Here is a 19111-nt window from a genome sequence, read left to right as displayed (position 1 = left end):
CCCCCCCCGCCGCATAGCCCACGCCCAGCCGTTCCGCCACTTGAGGGCGGAAGTTCTGCACGACGATGTCCGCCTGCAGCGCAAGGCCGAGCAGCACCTCCTTGCCGGCGTCAGTGGTGGCGTCGATGCAGGCGCTGCGCTTGCCGGCGTTATAGGCGATCGCCAGCGCGCTGGTATCGCCGCGCACGACCCCGACCTTGCGGCCCCAGTCGCCCGCGGGCGGCTCGACCTTGACGATTCCAGCGCCTTGCTGCCACAGGATGTGCGCGCAATACGGGCCGGCAATGCCCTGGCTGATGTCGAGCACGCGCAGGCCGGCGAAAGGCAGGTCGGTGTCGGACAGGTCGGAAGCGGGCAGTGCGGACATGGCGTTCGAAAGGTGGGTAAGCAGGAGGTTTATGCTAGGGTTGGCTTCCTGCCAGGACAATCCCTCGATTTGTGCCTACGGTGTTGACTCATGATTGACAATAATTTCGATCTCAACCTGGTGCGGCTGTTCGTGACCATGGTCGAGTCGCGCACGCTGACCGCCGCCGCGGAGCGCAGCGGCATGACCCGCTCCAACGTATCGCGCCGCCTGAAATTACTGGAGCAGCACCTGGGCGCCCAGTTGATGCGCCGCACCACGCGCCATGTCGAACTGACCGAGGCGGGCCAGTTGCTGTACGCGCATGGCTTGCGCATGCTGGACGAACTGCAGTCCGCCAATACCTCGATCGACAGCCTTGGCCAGGTGGTGCGCGGCGACGTGCGTATTCGCCTGCCCACGGGACTGGGTCATCTCTACCTGACCCCATTGCTGCTGGAATTCGCGCGCAACTACCCGCAGATTTCGCTGCGCGTCGTCATCAACGACAACATTGGCGACCTGATCCCGGCCGAGGTCGACGTGGCGCTGAAGATCACCTCGCAGCCGCCCGATGACCACGTGGCGAGGCGCATCTGCGATGTCGGCTGGTGCCTGTGCGCGTCGGCCTCGTTCCTGGACAGCCACGGGCCGATCCGGACCGTGGCCGACCTGGAGCGCTGCGACATGATTGCCCCGGCATCGCTGGGGCGCCGCTTTACGCTGAAGGTATGGCTGGCGGGCACGCCGATGACGCTGCGCGTGTCGCCCCGGATCCAGTCAGGCGACTATCCGTTCCTGTTCGAGTCGGTGATGGGCGGGCTGGGCGTGGCGCTGCTGCCGCGCTATGCGGTCTGGCGGCAACTGCAGTCCGGACAGATGCGCGAGGTGCTGGCCGAGTGCGAAGCCGAAGGCGTGGGCGACAGTGTCTACATGCTGACCGCGCCAAACCGCTATCCCACGCTGGCAACGCGAACGCTGATGGACTTTATCCGCCTGCACCTGGAGCGGCAGGCAGAGAACTGGGGGCGCCGCAACCTGCCTGCGGCAACGGCCAATGAAAGCCGTGCCGCCCCGGCGTCCTGACCGATGGGGCGGCATGGCGGGCACAGCGATTACTTCTCCTGCATCCTGGCGGCCTTGACAATCTCGCCCAGCCGCTTGCGCTCCGCCTCGACAAACTTCACGAAGTCCGCACGCGTGCCGCCGACCGGTTCGATGCCCACGGCCTTCAGCTTGGCGGCGGCGGCCGGGTCCTTCATGGCCTTGTCCACCGCGGCGGCCACCTTGTCCAGGATGGCGTCGGGCGTCCCCTTGGGGGCATGGACGCCGGCCCAATGCGCGATCTGCAGGTCCGGGAAGCCTTGCTCCACCGCGGTGGAAAGCTGCGGGTAGGCCGAGATGCGCTGCGTCCAGGTGGTGGCGAGCGCCTTGAACTTGCCATCGTGCAGGATATGCGGAAGGGCGATGATGCTGGCCTCGGAGGTTCCTTCCACCTGGCCGCCCAGCACTGCCGTAGTGCTTTCCGACCCGCTCTTGTAGGGCACCGGCTGCAGCTTTGCGCCGTACTTCACATTCAGGATCTCCGCCACGAAGTGCGGGGTGCTGCCGGTCCCCGCGGTCGCGAAGTTGAAACCGTTCCCCTTCTTTGAGGCCTCGACGAAGTCGCGCAGATCCTTGTAGGGCGCGTTCTTCGGCACCACGATGACCGAAGGCGCAAGGCCGATCATGGCCACGGGAACCAGCGCGTCATCCTTGAACGGCATTGACTTCTTGATCATGCTGTTGGAGATGACGCCGGCTGCGCTGATCAGGAAGGTATAGCCATCCGGCGCGCTCTTGGCCACGATGTCGGCGCCCACGGTGCCGCCCGCGCCGGGCCGGTTCTCGATCAGCACGGTCTGGCCCAGCGCCTTGGTTGCGCCCTCGGCCGCGGCGCGCGCCATCAGGTCATTGGCGCCGCCGGCGGCAAAGGGCACGACAAAGCGGATCGTCTTTGCTGGCCACTGTTCTTGTGCGCAAGCCGGGGCCGCCGCGATGAGGGCTGCCGTTGCCAACAGGCCCAGGGTGAATCGGTTTTTAATGGTCAAGGCATGTCTCCGTTCTTGGGTAGGGGTATGAGCGCCGGCGGCGGGCGCCGGCTATGGCGCCGTCACTCACCTGCGCCATCGGCGGCAGATCTGCGATTCCCGCCCTGCCTGCCATGACGCGATTATCCCATTCGACCAATACTGTCGGAGCTTGTGCTTCTCATATCAAGCAAGCGGCAATGGCGCAGGGCCAGGCGTGGTTCAGGTTCTCAGCAGACTGCAGACTTCGCCATGGCCTGGCCGTGCTTGCGCCGGCCCGTCGGCGCCCTGTTGCTATTCGGCGCCCAGCCCGCGACGCGCACGCCGCGAGTAGTAGGCAAAGGTGGCTTCGAACCGCTTTTGGGTGCTGACCCAGCGCTGCGCTTCGCAGCCCAGATCGTGCGGGATCGGCTGGATCGGGCCCGCCGCCATGGCCAGCAGTTGCAGCCGGGCGGCACGCTCGAACATCACACCCAGTACGCAGGCTTCTTCCACCGTGGCACCGGCCACCAGCAGGCCGTGGTGGGACAACAGGATGGCCTTCTTGTCACCAAGGGCTCCCGAGATGATTTCTCCCTCTTCATTGCCGACAGGAATGCCAGGCCATTTCTCAAGGAACGCGCACTGGTCGTAGAGCACGCACGTGTCCATATGCGAAATGACCAGCGGCACCTCCAGCATCGCCAGCGCCGAGGCGTGCGGCGCGTGCGAATGGACAATGCAGTTCAGGTCCGGACGCGCACGGTAGAGCCAGGAATGGAAGCGGTTGGCCGGGTTCGGCATGCCGCTGCCTTCCAGGACTTCCAGGTCTTCGTTGACGAGCAGCAGGTTGTCGGACGTGATTTCGTCGAAGCCCAGACCCAGGCGCTGGGTCCAGTAGGTGCCAGGCTGTTCTGCGCGCGCGGTGATCTGGCCTGAGAGGCCGGAGTCGTGCCCGAAGGCGAACAGGATCCGGCAGGTTTCGGCTACTGCCTCGCGCAGCGGCATTTTCTGCGTGCGCAGTTCCATCTGGATTTTCTGGAGCGAGGCGGCGACGATTTCGCTCTTGCTCAGTTGCATGGTGCTGGCCATGGGATTTTCCTTTCGTTGTGCTGGAGAAGGGGAGCTTTCAGTCCGCGTTACCTGGTCTTGTTGTCAGCCTTGAGCAAGGCCGACCAGCGCTGGTCTTCTTCTTTGATCAGCTTGCGGAATTGTTCGGGCGACGATGACATCGGTTCAGTGCCCTGTGCCATCAGCGTGGCCTTGAACTTGGGGTTCGATACCACGCCGGCAATGGCTGTGTTGAGCTTCTTCACGATGGCGGCATCAAGGCCGGCAGGCGCAATCAGGCCTGCCACCGAACCGGACACGATGGTCGGCAGGCCCAGTTCCGGTGTCGCCGGCACGTCCGGCGCGGTGGCCAGCCGCCGCGGATTGGCAACGGCCAACGCCCGCAGCTTGCCGGAGGCGACGAATGGCATCACCTGCGGCGTGGCTTCGAATGTCATGTTGACCTGCCCCGAGACGACGTTGGTCACCGATTCAGCGCCGCTCTTGAACGGTACGTGCAGGAATTCGGCCCGGGCCGCGTCCTGCAGCACGCGCATGCCCTGGTACGGCGAGCTGCCGACGCCTGCGGTGCCTACGCTGACGGCGCCGGGCTGGCGTTGCGCGAGCTTGATCAGTTCGGGCAGCGTCCTGGCCGGGACGTCGGCGCCGACCACCACCAGATGGGGCGTGGAACCGACGAGCGAGATATAGGTGAAGTCCTTCGCGCTATCAAAGCTGACCTTGACGTCCGTATGCGGATTGACCGCAAGGACGCCCACGGTGGCAAACATCAGTGTGTAGCCATCGGGCCGGGCACGACGTACGAAATCCGCCGCGATGTTGCCGCCCGCGCCGGGGCGGTTTTCCACGACGATCGACTGGCCAAGCTGTTCAGACAGGGCCTTGCCGGTGGCGCGTGCCACCAGGTCAGTGATGCCGCCGGCGCCGAATGGCACCACCAGCGTAATGGGACGATCCGGATAGCCGGCCGCGTGGGCAGCAGGCAAACCACTGAGGAAGAGGGTGACAAACAGGGCTGCTGCACCTGCGAGATGGGGGCGCTTGGGACTCACTTGCATGCTCCTTCGGGGGCGGGTGGGGAAACAAGTGTGTCTATAATGACACCGAAGTGTCATTTAGGCAAACCGAGTTGCCGATGTGTCGTGCCGACCTTACAATCCGAGCCGACCCATGCGCCTGTCCGGGCGCTTCTAACCAGTGACTGCGGATGATCAGGAAGCAAGAATCGGGCGCTCCGGCCGCTCTTTCGACCATCGCCGAACGGCTGGCGGCACTGCGCAAGCTCAACGGGCTGACGCTTGAGGAACTGGCGCAACGGGCATCGCTGACCAAGAGCTACCTGTCCAAGCTGGAGCGCGGCCTGTCGTCGCCGACCATCGGTACGGTGCTCAAGCTGGCCGAGGCGCTCGACGTGACCGTCGACCAGCTGATCGCCAAGCCGCAGCGCGGCAATGAGATCCTGCTGGTCAAGGCCGCGGACCGGGTTCCGTTCAGCCCGTCCGCCGAGCGCCAGGGCTATACCTACGAAGCCATTGCCACGGAGCGCGTGGACAAGGCGATGCAGCCCTTCGTCATGGTGCCGCCGTTTACGCTGGCACAAGACCAGCCAATGGCCAGCCATGCCGGCGAAGAGCTGATCTTCGTCGTATCGGGCGAGATGGAGGTGCTGTTCGATGACCGCACGGTACGGATGCGGGCTGGCGACTCGCTGTATTTCAACGCATCGATCCCGCATCGCTCGCGCTCGATTGGCAAGACCCTGGCACAGGCGCTGGTGGTAGTCAGCGACCGGAAGAGGGTGGGGTAGCGCGTGGTTTGCCACGCCATGGAATCTTCTGATCACGAGTTCGCGCTTTCACAACCGTGCAGGCAAGCGCCCCGATCCGGTGATTGCACCGGGACCGCGGACATGGCGGCCTGTGCTGAATGCCGCCCTGCCCGCGATCCGGCCCTCAGGCCTCAGGCGCGCTCGATCATGCGCAACACCGACGCGGCCAGGGCGCCATCGGCATCGCCCAGCAGGTCGACCGCGTCGAAATGATGGCCGCGCTCCTGCACCACCACCTGCACGTCAAAGCCGCATTCGCCCAGCAGCGCCTGGTATTCGCGCTGCAGCCGGTGGTACTCCGGCGACTCATCCCCGCCAACGGTCAGGATCATGGGCAATTTCACTCGTGGAACATGATGAATCGGGCTGTAGCTGGCGACATCCGCCTCGGTCAGGCCGACCACCTTGTTGAGATAGCACAGGCGGATAGGTTCGAGGTCATACAGGCCGCTGATCGCGCATCCGCCCTTGAGCACGTCAGCGGGGAGGCCGAACGACTCCCAATCGGTTCCTGCCAGCGTGGCGGTGAGATGTCCGCCGGCTGAGTGGCCGGATACATAGATGCGGTTCGCATCGAACCCCAGTTCGGCCGCATTGCCGTGGAGCCATGCCACGGCGTCGCGATTATCGCGGACGATCTCGGCCATCCCGACCTCCGGGGCGAGCCGGTAGTTCACCACGGCGACGTTGATGTCGTGCTTCAGGTACGGGGCGGCAACGTGGCTGAAGTCCGACTTGTCCAGCGATTGCCAGTAGCCGCCATGAATGAAGACGAGCAACGGACGGCTCCTGGTGGCTGCGGGAAAGAAGTCCAGCGCCTGCTTGGCGTCCAGGCCATACGCAAGGTTCTCCTTTACGGGATGGGCGCGACGGAATGCGGCGCTGGTGTTCTCCCATCCCTTGAAGATGTCCTGGAACCCGGGAATTCCCGCCCTGACGTTGTACTGCTTGTCCAGTTCTTCCTGATTGAAGTTTCGATACACTGACATTACTTTTGGCTCCAGACTGTGGGACCGATGCCTCGATTCCATTTGATCGTTGCGACGCATTTGGCGTCCGGCCAAAGATACGTATCGGCGTGTGGCTGCGCGCGCCCCTGGATGACAACGACTATCGCAAAGACGCCATGTTTGGAAAGAGCGAAAACCGGGATGACTACCAGGCGATAGACCGGCGAGTGGGCGGGATGGCGCGCAAGCTGAAGGACGGCTTCTATATCTCCGCGCATTCCCACCCGCGTGGCCAGCTGATCTACGCCTATGTGGGCGCTATCCTGGTGACCACCGATTTCGGCTCCTGGGTGGTGCCGCCTCAACGCGCGGTCTGGGTTCCGTGCAACGTCGAGCACGCCATGCAGGCCTGCGGCGATGTGGAAATGCGCACGGTCTATATTCGCGCTGATGCCATTCCTGATGAGTTGCGCAACTGTTGTGTCGTCGCTGTGCCGCCGCTGCTGCGCGAACTGATATCGGCCGCCGTGCGCATGCCGCTGGACTATGACGAAAGCGGCCGCGACGGCCTGGTGGTGCAGCTTCTGCTGCAGGAACTGCGCCCGCTTTCCGTGGTGCCGCTGCATCTGCCGATGCCCAAGGACCCTCGGCTGAGCAAGATCTGCGCAAAGATCCTCGAGGACCCTGCCGATGAGACTTCCGTGGCGGCGTGGAGCCGTTCGGTCGGCGCCAGCGAGCGCACCATCATCCGCCTGTTTCCCGAAGAAACGGGCATGACCTACAGCCGCTGGAAGCAGCAGGCCCGGCTGATGGCCGCGGTACGCCTGCTTGCCGAGGGCTGCCATGTCACGGACATCGCGCTGCAACTTGGCTATGAGAGTCCAAGTGCCTTCAGTGCCATGTTCAGGCGTGCGCTGGGCATGACGCCGACCGAATACTTCAGGGACATGGCTGGCGACTAGGCGCCAGCCGGCAGGTTGGCGTCTGCGCGACATCAACTGGCGTCGCCACGCGAATCTAAGGCTTAACTGTGCGGCACAGTCGTGGTGTCGGCGGAGGCCCGCACCGTGCTCACTTCGCCGACACTTTTTCAAGTCGAGGAGTCAGTATGTCAGTGATGGATCGTATCCAGGCTGCCGGCATTGTCTTGCCTGCCACGGAATTTCCCAAGGCGCACTATGTCCCTTACACCCTGCACCATGGTTTGCTGACGGTATCGGGGCAGTTGCCGCTTCAGGACGGCAAGCCGGTCTTCGTCGGCAAGGTCCCGGGCGCAGTCACCGTCGAAGCGGCACAGCAGGCCGCGCGGTTGTGCCTGGCCAACCTGCTGGGTTGGGTGGCGGCAGCGACCGATGGGGATTTCGAACGAATCCGGGGCATCGTCCGCGTTGGAGGCTATGTTGCGGCGGAGCCGGGTTTCCATGATGCGCCGCTGGTGATCAATGCAGCGTCGGAATTGCTGAACCGGATCTTTGAAGAGAGAGGGCGCCATGCCCGCCTGGCGCTCGGCGTGGCGAGCCTTCCCTTCGGTGCCCCGGTGGAGATCGAGGCGACATTTGCGCTGGACGCGTAGGCGATGGGCACCGCGAAAAAGGCGGGGTACGCCGACGTCCTGGTCGGACTGCAATATGGCGATGAGGGGAAGGCGCGGGTCGTCGATCACCTCGCCGGCGAGTACGAGGTGATTGCGCGCTTCAATGGCGGCGCGAACGCCGGGCATACCATCGCCACGCCTGACGGAACCTTGCGGCTACGGCAGGTCCCCTCCGGGGTGCTGCATCCCGGCGTTGCGCTCTACATCGGCTCAGGCTGCGTGATCGGGTTGCAGCAACTGGCAGCCGAAATCGAGATGCTCGCGGCGCAGGGGATCGATCTGGGCGGGCGGTTGACGATCAGTGACAGGTGTCCGGTCGTCCAGCCTCTCCATGTCCTGGCCGATCGCCACGATGGCGCCCAGATTGGCACCACCGGCAACGGCATCGGCCCGTGTTATGCGGATCTCGCGACCCGCGTGCGGGGAGGGGAGCGATCTTCGTTTCAGCTCCGCGACCTGGTGGTTGACGGGAGCCGGGTGTTCGAGCAGATGATGCGGCTGGCCGTGCAGCGCGACGGCGACGGCGAGGGTCTTGTGGCCGTGGTGAACGCGATGCGCCAGGCGTGGAAGGTGGTTGAGCCGTTCGTGACGGACGATCCGGTTGCGCTCTTGCGGCGGGTCGAAGCGGGTGCCAATGTGCTCTTCGAGGGCGCGCAGTCCGTCATGCTCGATGTGGTGCAGGGCGTTCAGCCTTGGGTCACGTCCAGCCATACGATGCCTTCTTACGCGTATGTGGGTGGCGACCTCCCATGCAAGTATCACCGCAAGACCATCGGCGTCGCCAAGGCGATCGTATCCCGGGTCGGCAGCGGGCCGTTGCCAACCGAACTTGGCGCAGGGCGATCCGAGGCCTATTGCGCCGATGCGGCGCGGGAGGGCCGCGGCGGGGCCGACGAGGCGGCCAGGCTGGATCCGCTGGCTTTGCTCGCCGAAGCGGACGAATTCTCCATCGGCGTGGCGATCCGGATGCTGTCGAATGAGTACGGCACCGGAACCGGCCGGCCACGGCGGGTAGGGCTGCTTGACGTGGCGCAGCTCCGGCTTGCTGTACGGCAATGCGGGGTTGACGAGGTGTATCTGAACAAGTGCGACAGCCTGGCGGCCTTTGACCGCACGCGCGAGCGCTGCATCCCGGTCGTTGCCGGCGCCACTGACACCGGTGGCCAGCGCGTGGTGCGGTTTCCTGCCTTTGCCGAAGACACCATCCCGAGGGATGCCACTTCCCCCCTGCCTCCGCAACTGGAAGCCCTGCTTGAATGGCTGGCGGATGCCATTGGCCGGCCCTTGCGCGGAATTGGTTTGGGGCCCGGACGCGCGCAGATGCGGCATTTTCAGAACCATCAGCAGACGAGACCATGACGACCACGACACCCGCCTACCTTCACAACGAAATGCGCCGGACCGACCTGGCCTGGACCGACTGGCCGGCCATCGAGGCCTTCCTCCGGAACGAGCTGATCTGCCGGGTCGCGGTGCATGACACACCCTATCCCTACATTACCGCGCAGAGCTTTACCTTCACCGGCGACGCCTTCCTGATCCACAGTTCCAGATTCGGAAAACTGGCCTCGGCGATTCGGGCGAATCCCCTGGTCACGATCGAGGTCGACCGGCCCGTGGCCTTGCTGAAGGCACCGAAGGGACAGAATACAAGCCTCGAGTACTACAGCGCCATCGCGCGATGCGAAGTCAGGCTGCGTGACAGTGCCGACGAGGTGCGTGCCCACCAGTACCAGGCGCTGGACAAGTTCCGGCCCGAGAAAGACTACTCGCCGATCGAGGACGGCGCAGCCAGCCAGATCGTTGCCTATCGCTGCGAGATTCGTGAGATGAGCGCGAAGAAACGCATTCTTGCCGATGGACAGTACTCGCCACCGGGTCAGCCGAAAGCGCCGTACCTGCGCTATCCCTTCCAGTCCGGTGCCACGCTGTCCGGCTTGCCGCCGGAGGCATTCGATCCCCACAGGTTTGCTTCCAGGTGAGTCAGGCCATCGCGCGACATGAAGAGGTGCTCCGGCACCTCTTTTTTTTGGTTCAACGAGGAATTCCGGGGAACGCCGCCTTGATCTTTAGGTAGAAGTATTCCTCGTCACGGTAGCCGTAGGCTCGGCGCTTGATGACTTTGATGGTGTTGTTGATGCCCTCAACGACGCTTGTGTTCAGCGGGTGCCGGCATCACGCGCTATACGATGCCCGAGCGAACTGTTACGCCTTCCTGTGAGCGGAGAGGTGAACATTCGGATATCCGCATATTCTGATTTGATGCCTTCATTGCATGCTGCACTGCAAGTGTCGAACAAATCGGAGACACGATTTCACAGCGCGGTCGGCCGTCTCAGTTCGACCCAGTGCTGCCTCTCAAATGAGATGGACGACCGTCAGGTTCCAGCGCGACATGAGACCATCGCGGATGAGACCACGTCCACGACTTTGCGAATTGGAGTTCTGGATGACAGCTAGCGTCACGCACGCAAGCTCGTCGCAGCCTACGGAAAGTCTTCACGGTGCTCCGCCCATGTCAGGATCGCATCCAGTGCCGGGCACAACGCCTGGCCCCAATCAGTCAGGCGGTAGTCCACCTTCGGCGGCACCTGATGATAGACCGTACGTGTCACGATGCCGTCCGCTTCGAGGCGGCGTAGCTGCTGGGCAAGCATCTTCTGTGTGATGCCGGGGATCAGTCTCTCGAGGTCCGAAAAGCGCTGTACCTGACCACCGAAAAGGTGAAACAAGATCACCAGCTTCCAGCGGCCTTCCAGCAGCTTGAATGCGGCTTCGACATCAATTGCGGCAGTCGCGGGAGTGTAGTTTTTTCGGTTAGCCAAGGGTTACTTACTTTTTTGTGCGTTCTTGCGATACGGTAACTGTAGCGCCATGATTGGGGCATGCAAACCTTCACGTTGAGGTAAACCCCGATGAACATGATGCTGCCTCCGCCACTGGATGCCTATCTGCTCGCGGAAACCGTCACGGACACCGCCCCTCTCTCGAACTGCTTTACCGCCGATGCCGTCGTGCGGGACGAAGGCCGCACGATCAAGGGGCTGGAAGCAATCCAGGCCTGGAAGAAGGACAGCAAAACCAGGTACCAGTACAGCGTTGAGCCGTTGGACGTCTCCCAGGACGGCGCCACTGTGACGATGCACGCACGACTCACGGGCACATTTCCCGGTAGCCCGGTCGAGCTGACCTACACGTTCGTCCTGGCCGGCGGCAGGATTGCGTCGCTGGAGATTCGCCAATGAGCTCCGCACCCGAACTTCTGGGGCTTCGGGCGCTCGTTACGGGCGGAACGAAAGGCGTCGGCAAAGCCGTCGTCGCACGCCTTTGCGAGGCAGGGGCGAACGTCCTGACGACGGCGCGTTCCCGTCCCGATGAACTTGCCGAAGAACGGTTCATCGGGGCGGACATCACGACGGCCAAGGGCTGTAAAGCCATTGTCGACGCCGTGCTCAAGCGGTTCGGTGGCGTCGATATAGTCGTGCACGTCGTGGGCGGCTCATCTGCACCGGCCGGTGGCTTCAGCGTGCTAGATGACGATGAATGGAACAAGGCATTGAACCTGAACCTATTCCCGGCAGTGCGCATCGATCGCGCGCTGTTGCCCTCGATGGTCGAGCAGCGTTCGGGCGTCATTATCCACGTCACGTCGATCCAGCGGCAATTACCGTTGCCGGAGGCGACGATTGCCTATGCCGCCGCCAAGGCTGCCCTGTCAAACTACAGCAAAGCCTTGTCCAAGGAGGTCAGTCCGAAGGGCGTTCGCGTCGTGCGTGTCTCCCCGGGCTGGGTCGAGACGGATGCCGCCGCAGGTCTCGTTGCCGAGATCGCCCGACAAGGCGGCATCGACGCGGAAGGCGCCCGCAAGGTCATCATGGATTCGCTCGGCGGCATTCCTCTTGGCCGGCCATGCTCACCCCGGGAAGTGGCAGAACTCATTGGTTTCCTCGTCTCTGGCCGCGCCAGCGCCATCACCGGCACTGAGTACGTCATCGACGGAGGAACTGTTCCGACTGCGTGATCTGAGCCGCTTGCCCGGCCGCCCTGGTGTCGAACGTGTCTGCCTACGGACAGGCAGCCACGACCAAGCCTCTTCTGCGACACAGGGCTTCTGTTCGCGACCGCCGCAACGGTCTACGAGCCGACGGTCACAGCATCATTGACGACTGTCTCTTATCGGTCCGGGAGCGGGCAGTCGTGAAATTTCCTTGAGCGACTCAAGCTGGCCAAACTCGGCCGTCGGACCAGTGGCCTTCCCCGGAAATCGGCGATGAACCTTTTTTTTTTTGGCCCACGCGACCCGCGGCAATTGGCTTGGCACCTGCGAGACAGACCTTGGCGTTCCCGCGCGCGTCGCGGCTGCGTCTCCACGCGACAGTAGCAGGCGATATCGCATCGATGCGTTATCGCCTGCCGCCAGTGCCCAAGAGCGCTGGCACTGGAACTACTGGAGACAAGATGAAGCTTACCTCTCTCGAGCTGATGCGCGTGCGCACCGGCGACCGGCTGGAACGGCTACCCGTATGCGGGTATCACCGCCTTCTGTTTGCCATCATTGCGCTGGCCTTCTTTTTCGATAACCTCGACCTGGCCATGATGACGTATCTGCTGGGATCGATTCGGACGGAATTCGGGTTGACCGCAGCGCAGGCCGGCATGCTCGGCAGCGCCAGCTTCGTCGGCATGGCCACTGGCGCGATCAGCTCCGGGGTGCTGGCGGACAAGTTCGGCCGCAAGCCGGTCTTCCAGGTCAGCATGATCATCTGGGGCGTGGGCAGCTATCTGTGCTCCACCGCGAACGGTCCCATGGAGCTGGGTGCGTATCGGCTGTTGCTCGGGCTCGGCATGGGCATGGAGCTGCCATTGGCGCAGACGCTGATGTCGGAATTCATTCCCGCGCGCCAGCGCGGCAAGTATCTGGCGCTGATGGACGGAAACTGGCCGATCGCCTTCATTTGCGCTGGGCTGATGTCGTACTACGTGCTGAGCGCCTACACCTGGCGCACGATGTTCCTGCTCGGCGCGGTCCCGGCGCTATTCCTGATCGTAGTCCGCCGCTTTGTGCCCGAGTCCCCGCGCTGGCTGGAGTCGCAGGGACGCCATGCCGAAGCGGCCGACATTGTCGACCGTATCGAGCAATCGGTCATGCGGCGGATGAAGCTCGATGCGTTGCCGGAAGTCACGCCGGCGGCAGCGGCGGCGGAGCCGGCCACATCGGGCCTGCGCGTGCTCTGGTCCCGCGAGTACCGTAGCCGGACCTTGACCGTATGGGGCCTGTGGTTCTTCGCCCTGCTGGGGTTCTACGGCCTCAATACCTGGATTGGCGCGTTGCTGCAGCAATCGGGCCTCGGGGTAACCAAATCCGTGCTGTACACGGTGTATATCTCAATCGGCGGCATTCCCGGCTTTCTCTGGGCCGCATGGGCGGTGGAGCGCTGGGGGCGCAAGCCAGCATGCGTGGCGACTCTGGTGGGCGGGGCGTGCATGGTGTTTATCTATGGCAGGGTCGCCGGGTCCAGTCCCGACCCCATGGCGCTCTTCCTTTCCGGCGGCATGATGCAGTTCTTCATGTTCGGCATGTGGGCAGTGCTCTATACCTATACGCCGGAACTGTATCCCACGCGGGCGCGCGCTTCAGGTTGCGGGATGGCGTCGACGGTCGGGCGGATCGGATCGCTGCTGGGTCCGGCGCTGGTGGGGCTGGTCCTGCCCGTTGCCGGCCAGGCCGGAGTGTTCTGCCTTGGCGCGCTGTGTTTCCTTGCTGCGGCCGGCGTCGTGTTCCGGTTCGGCATCGAGACCCGTGGCAGAGCGCTGGAGACCATTGCTGACTAATACCGCCCCTAGCGATGCATGCGCCCGGTCCCGGCAGTCTTCATGATGCACGCAGGCGCTTCGCATTTGCCATCGCGCGGCCGTGGATCGGCGCGAGGATCTGCTGCATCAGGTTTGTCGCCAGGTCTGCCAGCTGCAGCGGGTTGCCGGGGAACCCGGCGGCCAATTGCAGAAGGTCGGCCTGGCGTTCGAACCATTGCGCGGCGGATCGACTGGACGCCAGCGTCGCCGCGGCCGCGGAGGTCGCCCAAAGATGATCGCTGGTGTCCTTTGCGAGGGTCATGGTCAGGTTGATCCATCCCGAACCCATGGCAAGCAACGATTCAGACGCGGCCTCTCCTTTCTCAACGCTCATCAGGCTGAATTCGCGCTGGTCCTGTTCGCCAGGCGCCGGACCGGCGATGGCCATGCGCGTGGTGCGAATGCTGACGACATGTATTGCTGCCTGGAGCAGTTCGCACATGTCACGAAAGAGGCGGGAGGAGTTTGCAGAAGCGTCGAGGATCGGCTGCGGAAGAAGGGAGGAGGGCACGCGGGTTTTCCTTCGGCATCCGATGAATAACGGACACCTGGCAAATTCTTGGGAGGCGAGCGGCGTCCGGGTCGCTTTTCGAAGGCGTAGCCGGCCGGCATGCCTCCAAGCATAGGTGTATTTATGTTGCATTGCACCATTTCTTTTGGTTTTCTGCGCTGGATCGGCACGACACGACAGGACCCGGCTTCCCCCGAGCCGCGCTACGCCAAAGTCCTGATTGGTGTCGAAGCCTCAACAGTGTGGGTACCTTGGCGCGCCTACCGCCGTGCGCCGCCGCGGCCTACGATCTGCTCCATGCCGCGGCACGCAGTGGTGAGTGCCACGGCATCCCTTCACATTCTCCATCCCTCAGGAGCCGTCATGACCCAACGCGTGAATGCCATGAAGCAGTCTCCCGAACTCTTCAAGAAGTACCTGGAATTCGGCACCCTGCTGCAGGACAATGCGATCGAGCCATCCATCCGTGACCTGGTCGAGATTCGCGCTTCGCAACTCAATGGCTGTGCCTTCTGCCTGGACATGCACGTCAAGCAGTCGCGCATCCATGGCGAGCGAGAGCTCCGCCTTCACCATGTCGCGATCTGGCGCGAATCGACGCTGTTCCAGCCGCGCGAGCGGGCCGCGCTGGCGTGGACCGAGGTGCTGACCAACATCCCGCCGCACGGTGTGCCGGATGACCTGTACGAGCGCGTGCGCGCGCATCTGTCGGAAAAGGAACTCTCGGACCTGACCTTTCTGGTCATGGCCATCAATGGCTGGAACCGGCTGAACGTGGCCTTCCGGACCGTGCCGGGCTCGGCCGACAAGGCCTATGGCCTCGATAAGGCAAAGCTGGAGTGACATCGTGAAAATCACCAGAACGCCGGGCCTGGCCCCGCTGCTGCTTTCCGTCCTGCTGGTGGCGCAACCGGCCATGGCTGCGCCGCCGGAGCCCAAGGTGACATGGTGCTGTTGCTGAAGAACAAGGGCGCTCCGATCCTGACGCCAACGAAGTAGCACATTGGCCGGCCGCGGATGCGATCCCGAAGGTTCAGGGATCGCATCCGCGGGCCCGTCGTTGCGCGCAGCTCAGTCAACTACTGCCACGACGCTGACAATGCCCTGCCTGGCCATCTTCACATAGGGGCAGAAGCGCTCGGTATTGCGCACCAGTTCTTCCGCCACCTGTCGTTGCACGCCAGGCATCCTGACCCGGATGTCCGCGGCCAGCGCGAAGCCGCCGTCAACGGGATCGCGGCCGAACGCTATCTCCACTTCCACTGCGAGGTTGTCGACGCTGACATTGGATCGCCGGGCCAGCAGGTTCAGCGCCCCATGAAAGCAGGCGGCATATCCCGCGGCGAACAACTGCTCGGGATTGGTGCCGTGGCCGGGGCCGCCCAGCGCCGCCGGCAGCCGCAGGTCGATGACAAGATTGCCGTCGTCGGAACGCGCCACGCCCGAGGCGCGGCCGTGTCCGGTTTCCCCGCCCGAGACGGTGACGGTCGTGGTGTAGAGGGCGTGGAAGCCCTGCCCGCGATACTTGTCGAGCAGGCTCAGCGGGGGGGCTTGCAGCCCCTTGTTGTCCATATGGCCCGCCCGCGTTGTCAGGCCTTCGGCTTCTGGCTCTGTCGCAGCCACGCTTCGAAAGCGGTCTTGCCCAGGCGTGCCGGGCCTTCCGGTACCAGCGTATCGTCTTGCAGCTCGGCGCCGAAATAGCGGGCCTTGCCATCGACGACAACCTTGCGCGGATCCTTGGTGGCATCGAGATAGCGTTGCACGAGGTCGCTCAGGTGGAAGCGTTCCGGCCCGGCGATATCGACGATGCCGTTGACGGGATCGGCAAGGGCGTGGTCGGCCACAGCTTCGGCCACGTCATCCGAGGCAATCGGCTGGATCGATGCGGATGACAGGCGCACGGAATCGCCATCGGCGCCCGACTGGACGATGCCGCCAAGGAATTCGAGGAACTGCGTGGAGCGGACAATGGTGTAAGGGATGCCGGCGTTCCGGATCAGCGCTTCCTGCGCAATCTTGCCGCGGAAGTAGCCACTTTGTGAGAGCTTGTCCGTGCCGACCACTGACAGCGCCACATGGTGCGCGACACCGGCTGCCTTCTCCGCCGCCGCAAGGTTGCGGCCGGACGTCTCGAAGAAATGCAGGACGGCATCATCCGCGAACGATGGCGAGTTGGCCACGTCCACGACAACCTGCGCCCCGGCAAGTGCCTGGCTCAGGCCTTCGCCTGTCAGCGCATTCACGCCGGTCTGGGGAGACGCGGCAACGACTTCATGGCCTTGCCCGGCAAGCCGGGCGACGACCTTGCTGCCGATCAGGCCAGTACCTCCAATCACAACGATCTTCATCATGCACCTCGATTCTGGTGGAAGGGATGGGCATCCAACCCATGTCCCATGCTAGGCGAAGGGGGGCAGTGACGGTAGCGCCGGCGGCGGACGCATGGTGTTTCCCGTTCGGCACCAATGGTGCGGCCGGGTTGTGGCGTTTTCTCAGCCGGTCACCTTCGACCGATACTCGCTGGGCGAGAAGCCCAGGTTGCGCTGGAACGTAAGGCGCATCCGTTCCTCGCTGCCGAAGCCGCACTGCCTTGCGATCTGCTCCACCGGCAGATGCAGGTCCTGGAGCAGCCGGCGTGCGGCTTCCAGCCGGAAATGCTCAACCCCCTTGGCCGGGGTGCGCCCGGTCTTTTGCTTGTAGACCCGGGCAAAGTTGCGGGGGCTCATTCCGACCTGTTCGGCGAGCTGTTCCACTGACAGCCCTTCCCGCGACAGGTTTTCGATGATCCATAGATGGAGCGCCTCGAACAGCGGCACGTGCCGGCTCTGCGCCAGCAGGATCTCGCTGATCTGTGGCTGCGTGCCCGGCCGCTTGATGAAGACCGCCAGCTCCCTGGCCGCGCTCAGCGAGATATCGTGGCCATAGTCGTCCTCGACCAGCGCAAGCGCCATGTCGATGCCGGTGGTCACGCCGGCCGAGGTCCAGATGCGGTCCTGGCGGACGAAAATGGCGTCCCGGTCCAGTTCGACCGCGGCAAAGCGCGCGCGGAACTGCGCATGCATCGCCCAGTGAGTGGCAGCGCGCCTGCCGTCAAGCAAGCCCGCTTGCGCAAGCAGGAAGGCCCCGCTGCAGACCGAGGCAACGCGGCGTACCTGTCCGGCGGCCTGCTGCAGCCAGGCGACCAGCGAGGTGGCGCTGTCGAGCACCCTGACCATCTCGGGGGCACCCGGGAGGATGATCGTATCGATGTGCTGCAGATCGATTTCCGAGAGCGCCATGGCCTGCACGGCGGTGCCTTCGGCCGAGGCAACCAGGCCGCCGTGCTCGCTTGCCAGGTGGCTCCGGTAGCCGGCGAAGCCGCGTTCGCGTGCAAACCGGGAGGCAGCCCAGAACACGGTTTGCGGTCCGGTGAGATCAAGCAGGCTCATGTCCGGGAAGGCCACGAACAGAAGATTGCGTGGCTGGTCGTCAAGTGTCCGGGAAGAGGGCGCAGGCGGAGAGGGAACCATGGCAGGGATCTTGAAAGTCGATGGATGTTATGCCGCCGGCGCGATCCCGCGCAAGGCATGTGGCCGGCAAGCACGCGCAGTGCGACGCCTTCGCCACGGATCGCAGCGGAAGGCCCTGTGGACCGGCGCCTTCCGCTGCTTCATATCTGCATTGTCGCCGCTCGCGCCGGGCCGGATGGCAGAAATCCAGGGGCATCTGTCATTTACCCGGGCATGGCGGGTCATTACGATCATGCCATGGTTGTGCACCGCACAGCGTGGACCCTTATTCGTTGCGCCGCGCCGAAAGGCAATGACATGGACATCGTCGTTCCAGACGTTCACCCGACGTCCCCTGTCAACCGCGGGGGGGCGGATAGAGACGTAACCGGTATGCCGCAGCGGGGCTTTCGCCCCGGCCCGCCGGATCGCGCGGACGGGCTGTCCGCCAGTTTCGCGGCAAGCTACGCCGGCATCATCGCCTTCATGGCGGTCGCCACCGAGGGCAGCTTCTCCAAGGCGGGCGAGCGGCTGGGCATCGGCCGCTCAGCGGTCAGCCGCAACGTCCTGAAGCTGGAAACGCAGCTGAGCACGCGGCTGTTCCTGCGCACCACGCGCACCACCCAACTGACCCGCGAGGGCGAGCGCTTCTTCGAGAACTGTCACCAGGGCGTGGCGCATATCGTCGAGGCCATGAACGACATGCTGGAACTGCGCCTTGGACCGCCAAGCGGCCTGCTTCGCATTAGCGCGACGGCCGGCTTCGGGCGCAAGGTGGTGGCGCCGCTGCTGTCGAAGTTCTCGGCGGCTTATCCGGACATTTCCCTGGACCTGGTGCTCGATGACCGGCCAACGGACTTCGCGGCCGGGAACATCGACGTCGCGTTCCGCAATGGCCGCATCGAGGATTCAAGCATCGTTGCGAAGCAGCTGATCCCGATGCAGATGGCTGTGTGCGCGTCTCCTGCCTACGCGGCGCGGCATGGACTACCGTCGACGCTGGAGGATCTCGCCCGGCACGAATGCATCAACACCCGCATCGCCGGCGCGCGCATCCTTGAATGGGAATTCAAGGTCGAGGGGCATGTGCGCAAGGTTGTGCCTGCCGCAAGGCTGACGTTCAATGACCCTGAGCTGGTGCTGGCGGCGGTGCTCGACGGGCTGGGCATCGCGCAGATGGCGGGCTACCAGGCCTGCGACCGCATCGCCCGCGGCGAACTGGTCATCGCCATGGGACGGTATGCGCCTGACGACCGCGGGCATTACATCTGTTACCTCAGCCGCCAGCACCTGCCCTCGCGCATCCGCGTTTTTGTTGACTTCATGACTGAAGAGATCCGGGCGCTCAATCTGCATTGCCTGGCGGACTTCTACACGGACTACTCGACGACAGGCTACCGGTCCTTCAGATAGCGTTGTTGT

At 64.0% G+C, this 19111-nt stretch carries 21 protein-coding genes and 1 pseudogene; 11 read left to right on the top strand and 11 right to left on the bottom strand.

The annotated features are described in order from the left end of the window. On the bottom strand, positions 1-367 hold a 367-nt coding region (locus AC3WRR_RS04970; RefSeq protein ID WP_492296347.1), incomplete at its 3' end, for a CoA transferase. 90 nt (positions 368-457) lie between these two features. Here AC3WRR_RS04970 and AC3WRR_RS04965 point away from each other — a divergent pair. Further along, entirely contained in the window at positions 458-1432 is a 975-nt protein-coding gene (locus AC3WRR_RS04965) for a LysR family transcriptional regulator (protein WP_010812756.1), read from the top strand. A gap of 29 nt (positions 1433-1461) precedes the next feature. Here AC3WRR_RS04965 and AC3WRR_RS04960 read toward each other — a convergent pair whose 3' ends face one another. The 3 genes from AC3WRR_RS04960 to AC3WRR_RS04950 all read right to left on the bottom strand — a co-directional run bounded on the left by AC3WRR_RS04960 (position 1462) and on the right by AC3WRR_RS04950 (position 4523). Further along, positions 1462-2436 (bottom strand): tripartite tricarboxylate transporter substrate binding protein, encoded by a 975-nt coding sequence (locus AC3WRR_RS04960; protein ID WP_011617586.1) that lies wholly within the window; start codon positions 2434-2436, stop codon positions 1462-1464. A gap of 273 nt (positions 2437-2709) precedes the next feature. After that, on the bottom strand, positions 2710-3486 hold the full coding sequence (locus tag AC3WRR_RS04955) for an aldolase (RefSeq protein WP_010812758.1): 777 nt from the start codon (positions 3484-3486) through the stop codon (positions 2710-2712). Positions 3487-3533: 47 nt separating this feature from the next. Next, positions 3534-4523 carry a Bug family tripartite tricarboxylate transporter substrate binding protein gene (locus tag AC3WRR_RS04950; RefSeq protein ID WP_011617585.1) on the bottom strand — a complete coding sequence of 330 codons (990 nt, stop codon included), beginning with the start codon at positions 4521-4523 and terminating at the stop codon, positions 3534-3536. A 149-nt stretch (positions 4524-4672) separates the two neighbouring features. On the opposite strand from AC3WRR_RS04950, the gene AC3WRR_RS04945 reads away from it, so the two are divergent. Continuing rightward, on the top strand, positions 4673-5272 hold the full coding sequence (locus AC3WRR_RS04945; RefSeq protein ID WP_010812760.1) for a helix-turn-helix domain-containing protein: 600 nt from the start codon (positions 4673-4675) through the stop codon (positions 5270-5272). Between the two features lie 152 nt (positions 5273-5424). Here the strand turns inward: AC3WRR_RS04945 and AC3WRR_RS04940 are convergent, their stop codons facing one another. Then, positions 5425-6282 (bottom strand): alpha/beta hydrolase, encoded by an 858-nt coding sequence (locus AC3WRR_RS04940; protein ID WP_010812761.1) that lies wholly within the window; start codon positions 6280-6282, stop codon positions 5425-5427. A gap of 137 nt (positions 6283-6419) precedes the next feature. Between AC3WRR_RS04940 and AC3WRR_RS04935 the strand changes: the two genes are divergently transcribed. The 4 genes from AC3WRR_RS04935 to AC3WRR_RS04920 all read left to right on the top strand — a co-directional run bounded on the left by AC3WRR_RS04935 (position 6420) and on the right by AC3WRR_RS04920 (position 9819). Continuing rightward, a complete protein-coding gene (locus tag AC3WRR_RS04935) occupies positions 6420-7205 on the top strand; it encodes an AraC family transcriptional regulator (RefSeq protein ID WP_011617583.1) in 786 nt (261 codons plus the stop codon). Between the two features lie 146 nt (positions 7206-7351). After that, positions 7352-7816 (top strand): RidA family protein, encoded by a 465-nt coding sequence (locus tag AC3WRR_RS04930; RefSeq protein ID WP_011617582.1) that lies wholly within the window; start codon positions 7352-7354, stop codon positions 7814-7816. A 3-nt stretch (positions 7817-7819) separates the two neighbouring features. Then, positions 7820-9196 carry an adenylosuccinate synthetase gene (locus AC3WRR_RS04925; RefSeq protein ID WP_010812764.1) on the top strand — a complete coding sequence of 459 codons (1377 nt, stop codon included), beginning with the start codon at positions 7820-7822 and terminating at the stop codon, positions 9194-9196. Then, a complete protein-coding gene (locus AC3WRR_RS04920) occupies positions 9193-9819 on the top strand; it encodes a pyridoxamine 5'-phosphate oxidase family protein (RefSeq protein WP_010812765.1) in 627 nt (208 codons plus the stop codon). The genes AC3WRR_RS04925 and AC3WRR_RS04920 overlap by 4 nt, the downstream gene beginning before the upstream one ends. 52 nt (positions 9820-9871) lie before the next feature. Here the strand turns inward: AC3WRR_RS04920 and AC3WRR_RS04915 are convergent. Beyond that, a pseudogene (locus AC3WRR_RS04915) lies at positions 9872-10012 on the bottom strand (transposase); the annotation flags it as partial. 311 nt (positions 10013-10323) lie between these two features. Next, positions 10324-10662 carry a winged helix-turn-helix transcriptional regulator gene (locus AC3WRR_RS04910; RefSeq protein WP_011617580.1) on the bottom strand — a complete coding sequence of 113 codons (339 nt, stop codon included), beginning with the start codon at positions 10660-10662 and terminating at the stop codon, positions 10324-10326. Between the two features lie 90 nt (positions 10663-10752). Between AC3WRR_RS04910 and AC3WRR_RS04905 the strand changes: the two genes are divergently transcribed. The 3 genes from AC3WRR_RS04905 (at position 10753) to AC3WRR_RS04895 (ending at position 13669) form a co-directional block, all read left to right on the top strand. Next, complete coding sequence (locus AC3WRR_RS04905; RefSeq protein WP_492296344.1) at positions 10753-11082, top strand: nuclear transport factor 2 family protein; 330 nt, start codon at positions 10753-10755, stop codon at positions 11080-11082. Next, complete coding sequence (locus AC3WRR_RS04900) at positions 11079-11858, top strand: SDR family oxidoreductase (RefSeq protein WP_011617578.1); 780 nt, start codon at positions 11079-11081, stop codon at positions 11856-11858. The genes AC3WRR_RS04905 and AC3WRR_RS04900 overlap by 4 nt, the downstream gene beginning before the upstream one ends. Positions 11859-12295: 437 nt before the next feature. Continuing rightward, positions 12296-13669 carry an MFS transporter gene (locus AC3WRR_RS04895; protein ID WP_454749714.1) on the top strand — a complete coding sequence of 458 codons (1374 nt, stop codon included), beginning with the start codon at positions 12296-12298 and terminating at the stop codon, positions 13667-13669. A gap of 40 nt (positions 13670-13709) precedes the next feature. Here the strand turns inward: AC3WRR_RS04895 and AC3WRR_RS04890 are convergent, their stop codons facing one another. Next, the gene (locus AC3WRR_RS04890) at positions 13710-14201 is read right to left on the bottom strand and encodes a polyhydroxyalkanoate granule-associated phasin (protein ID WP_492296342.1); all 492 of its coding nucleotides are present in this window, start codon (positions 14199-14201) and stop codon (positions 13710-13712) included. Positions 14202-14564: 363 nt separating this feature from the next. Between AC3WRR_RS04890 and AC3WRR_RS04885 the strand changes: the two genes are divergently transcribed. Beyond that, on the top strand, positions 14565-15044 hold the full coding sequence (locus AC3WRR_RS04885; RefSeq protein WP_010812769.1) for a carboxymuconolactone decarboxylase family protein: 480 nt from the start codon (positions 14565-14567) through the stop codon (positions 15042-15044). A gap of 228 nt (positions 15045-15272) precedes the next feature. Here AC3WRR_RS04885 and AC3WRR_RS04880 read toward each other — a convergent pair whose 3' ends face one another. From AC3WRR_RS04880 to AC3WRR_RS04870, 3 genes are all read right to left on the bottom strand, one after another. Beyond that, positions 15273-15773: an Ohr family peroxiredoxin gene (locus tag AC3WRR_RS04880; RefSeq protein WP_010812771.1), complete on the bottom strand. Its 501-nt coding sequence runs from the start codon at positions 15771-15773 to the stop codon at positions 15273-15275. Positions 15774-15790: 17 nt separating this feature from the next. Beyond that, positions 15791-16549 (bottom strand): SDR family oxidoreductase, encoded by a 759-nt coding sequence (locus AC3WRR_RS04875; protein WP_010812772.1) that lies wholly within the window; start codon positions 16547-16549, stop codon positions 15791-15793. A gap of 144 nt (positions 16550-16693) precedes the next feature. Beyond that, positions 16694-17710 carry a GlxA family transcriptional regulator gene (locus AC3WRR_RS04870; RefSeq protein ID WP_058696543.1) on the bottom strand — a complete coding sequence of 339 codons (1017 nt, stop codon included), beginning with the start codon at positions 17708-17710 and terminating at the stop codon, positions 16694-16696. 372 nt (positions 17711-18082) lie between these two features. Between AC3WRR_RS04870 and AC3WRR_RS04865 the strand changes: the two genes are divergently transcribed. Beyond that, on the top strand, positions 18083-19102 hold the full coding sequence (locus AC3WRR_RS04865) for a LysR family transcriptional regulator (protein WP_058696542.1): 1020 nt from the start codon (positions 18083-18085) through the stop codon (positions 19100-19102). The last annotated feature ends 9 nt before the right edge of the window (positions 19103-19111 follow it).

It is taken from the genome of Cupriavidus sp. FW305-3-2-15-C-LB2 (assembly GCF_058787575.1).
This window is presented reverse-complemented; position numbering and strand designations above follow the sequence as displayed.

What these genes read in the sequence shown, in the direction of transcription:
- AC3WRR_RS04925 (WP_010812764.1), top strand. Translation starts at nt 7,820, where the DNA reads ATGGGCACCGCGAAAAAGGCGGGGTACGCCGACGTCCTGGTCGGACTG.
- AC3WRR_RS04875 (WP_010812772.1), bottom strand. Translation starts at nt 16,549, where the DNA reads ATGAAGATCGTTGTGATTGGAGGTACTGGCCTGATCGGCAGCAAGGTC.
- AC3WRR_RS04965 (WP_010812756.1), top strand. Translation starts at nt 458, where the DNA reads ATGATTGACAATAATTTCGATCTCAACCTGGTGCGGCTGTTCGTGACC.
- AC3WRR_RS04905 (WP_492296344.1), top strand. Translation starts at nt 10,753, where the DNA reads ATGAACATGATGCTGCCTCCGCCACTGGATGCCTATCTGCTCGCGGAA.
- AC3WRR_RS04935 (WP_011617583.1), top strand. Translation starts at nt 6,420, where the DNA reads ATGTTTGGAAAGAGCGAAAACCGGGATGACTACCAGGCGATAGACCGG.
- AC3WRR_RS04945 (WP_010812760.1), top strand. Translation starts at nt 4,673, where the DNA reads ATGATCAGGAAGCAAGAATCGGGCGCTCCGGCCGCTCTTTCGACCATC.
- AC3WRR_RS04950 (WP_011617585.1), bottom strand. Translation starts at nt 4,523, where the DNA reads ATGCAAGTGAGTCCCAAGCGCCCCCATCTCGCAGGTGCAGCAGCCCTG.
- AC3WRR_RS04885 (WP_010812769.1), top strand. Translation starts at nt 14,565, where the DNA reads ATGACCCAACGCGTGAATGCCATGAAGCAGTCTCCCGAACTCTTCAAG.
- AC3WRR_RS04895 (WP_454749714.1), top strand. Translation starts at nt 12,296, where the DNA reads ATGAAGCTTACCTCTCTCGAGCTGATGCGCGTGCGCACCGGCGACCGG.
- AC3WRR_RS04880 (WP_010812771.1), bottom strand. Translation starts at nt 15,773, where the DNA reads ATGGACAACAAGGGGCTGCAAGCCCCCCCGCTGAGCCTGCTCGACAAG.
- AC3WRR_RS04870 (WP_058696543.1), bottom strand. Translation starts at nt 17,710, where the DNA reads ATGGTTCCCTCTCCGCCTGCGCCCTCTTCCCGGACACTTGACGACCAG.
- AC3WRR_RS04920 (WP_010812765.1), top strand. Translation starts at nt 9,193, where the DNA reads ATGACGACCACGACACCCGCCTACCTTCACAACGAAATGCGCCGGACC.
- AC3WRR_RS04940 (WP_010812761.1), bottom strand. Translation starts at nt 6,282, where the DNA reads ATGTCAGTGTATCGAAACTTCAATCAGGAAGAACTGGACAAGCAGTAC.
- AC3WRR_RS04865 (WP_058696542.1), top strand. Translation starts at nt 18,083, where the DNA reads ATGCCGCAGCGGGGCTTTCGCCCCGGCCCGCCGGATCGCGCGGACGGG.
- AC3WRR_RS04930 (WP_011617582.1), top strand. Translation starts at nt 7,352, where the DNA reads ATGTCAGTGATGGATCGTATCCAGGCTGCCGGCATTGTCTTGCCTGCC.
- AC3WRR_RS04900 (WP_011617578.1), top strand. Translation starts at nt 11,079, where the DNA reads ATGAGCTCCGCACCCGAACTTCTGGGGCTTCGGGCGCTCGTTACGGGC.
- AC3WRR_RS04955 (WP_010812758.1), bottom strand. Translation starts at nt 3,486, where the DNA reads ATGGCCAGCACCATGCAACTGAGCAAGAGCGAAATCGTCGCCGCCTCG.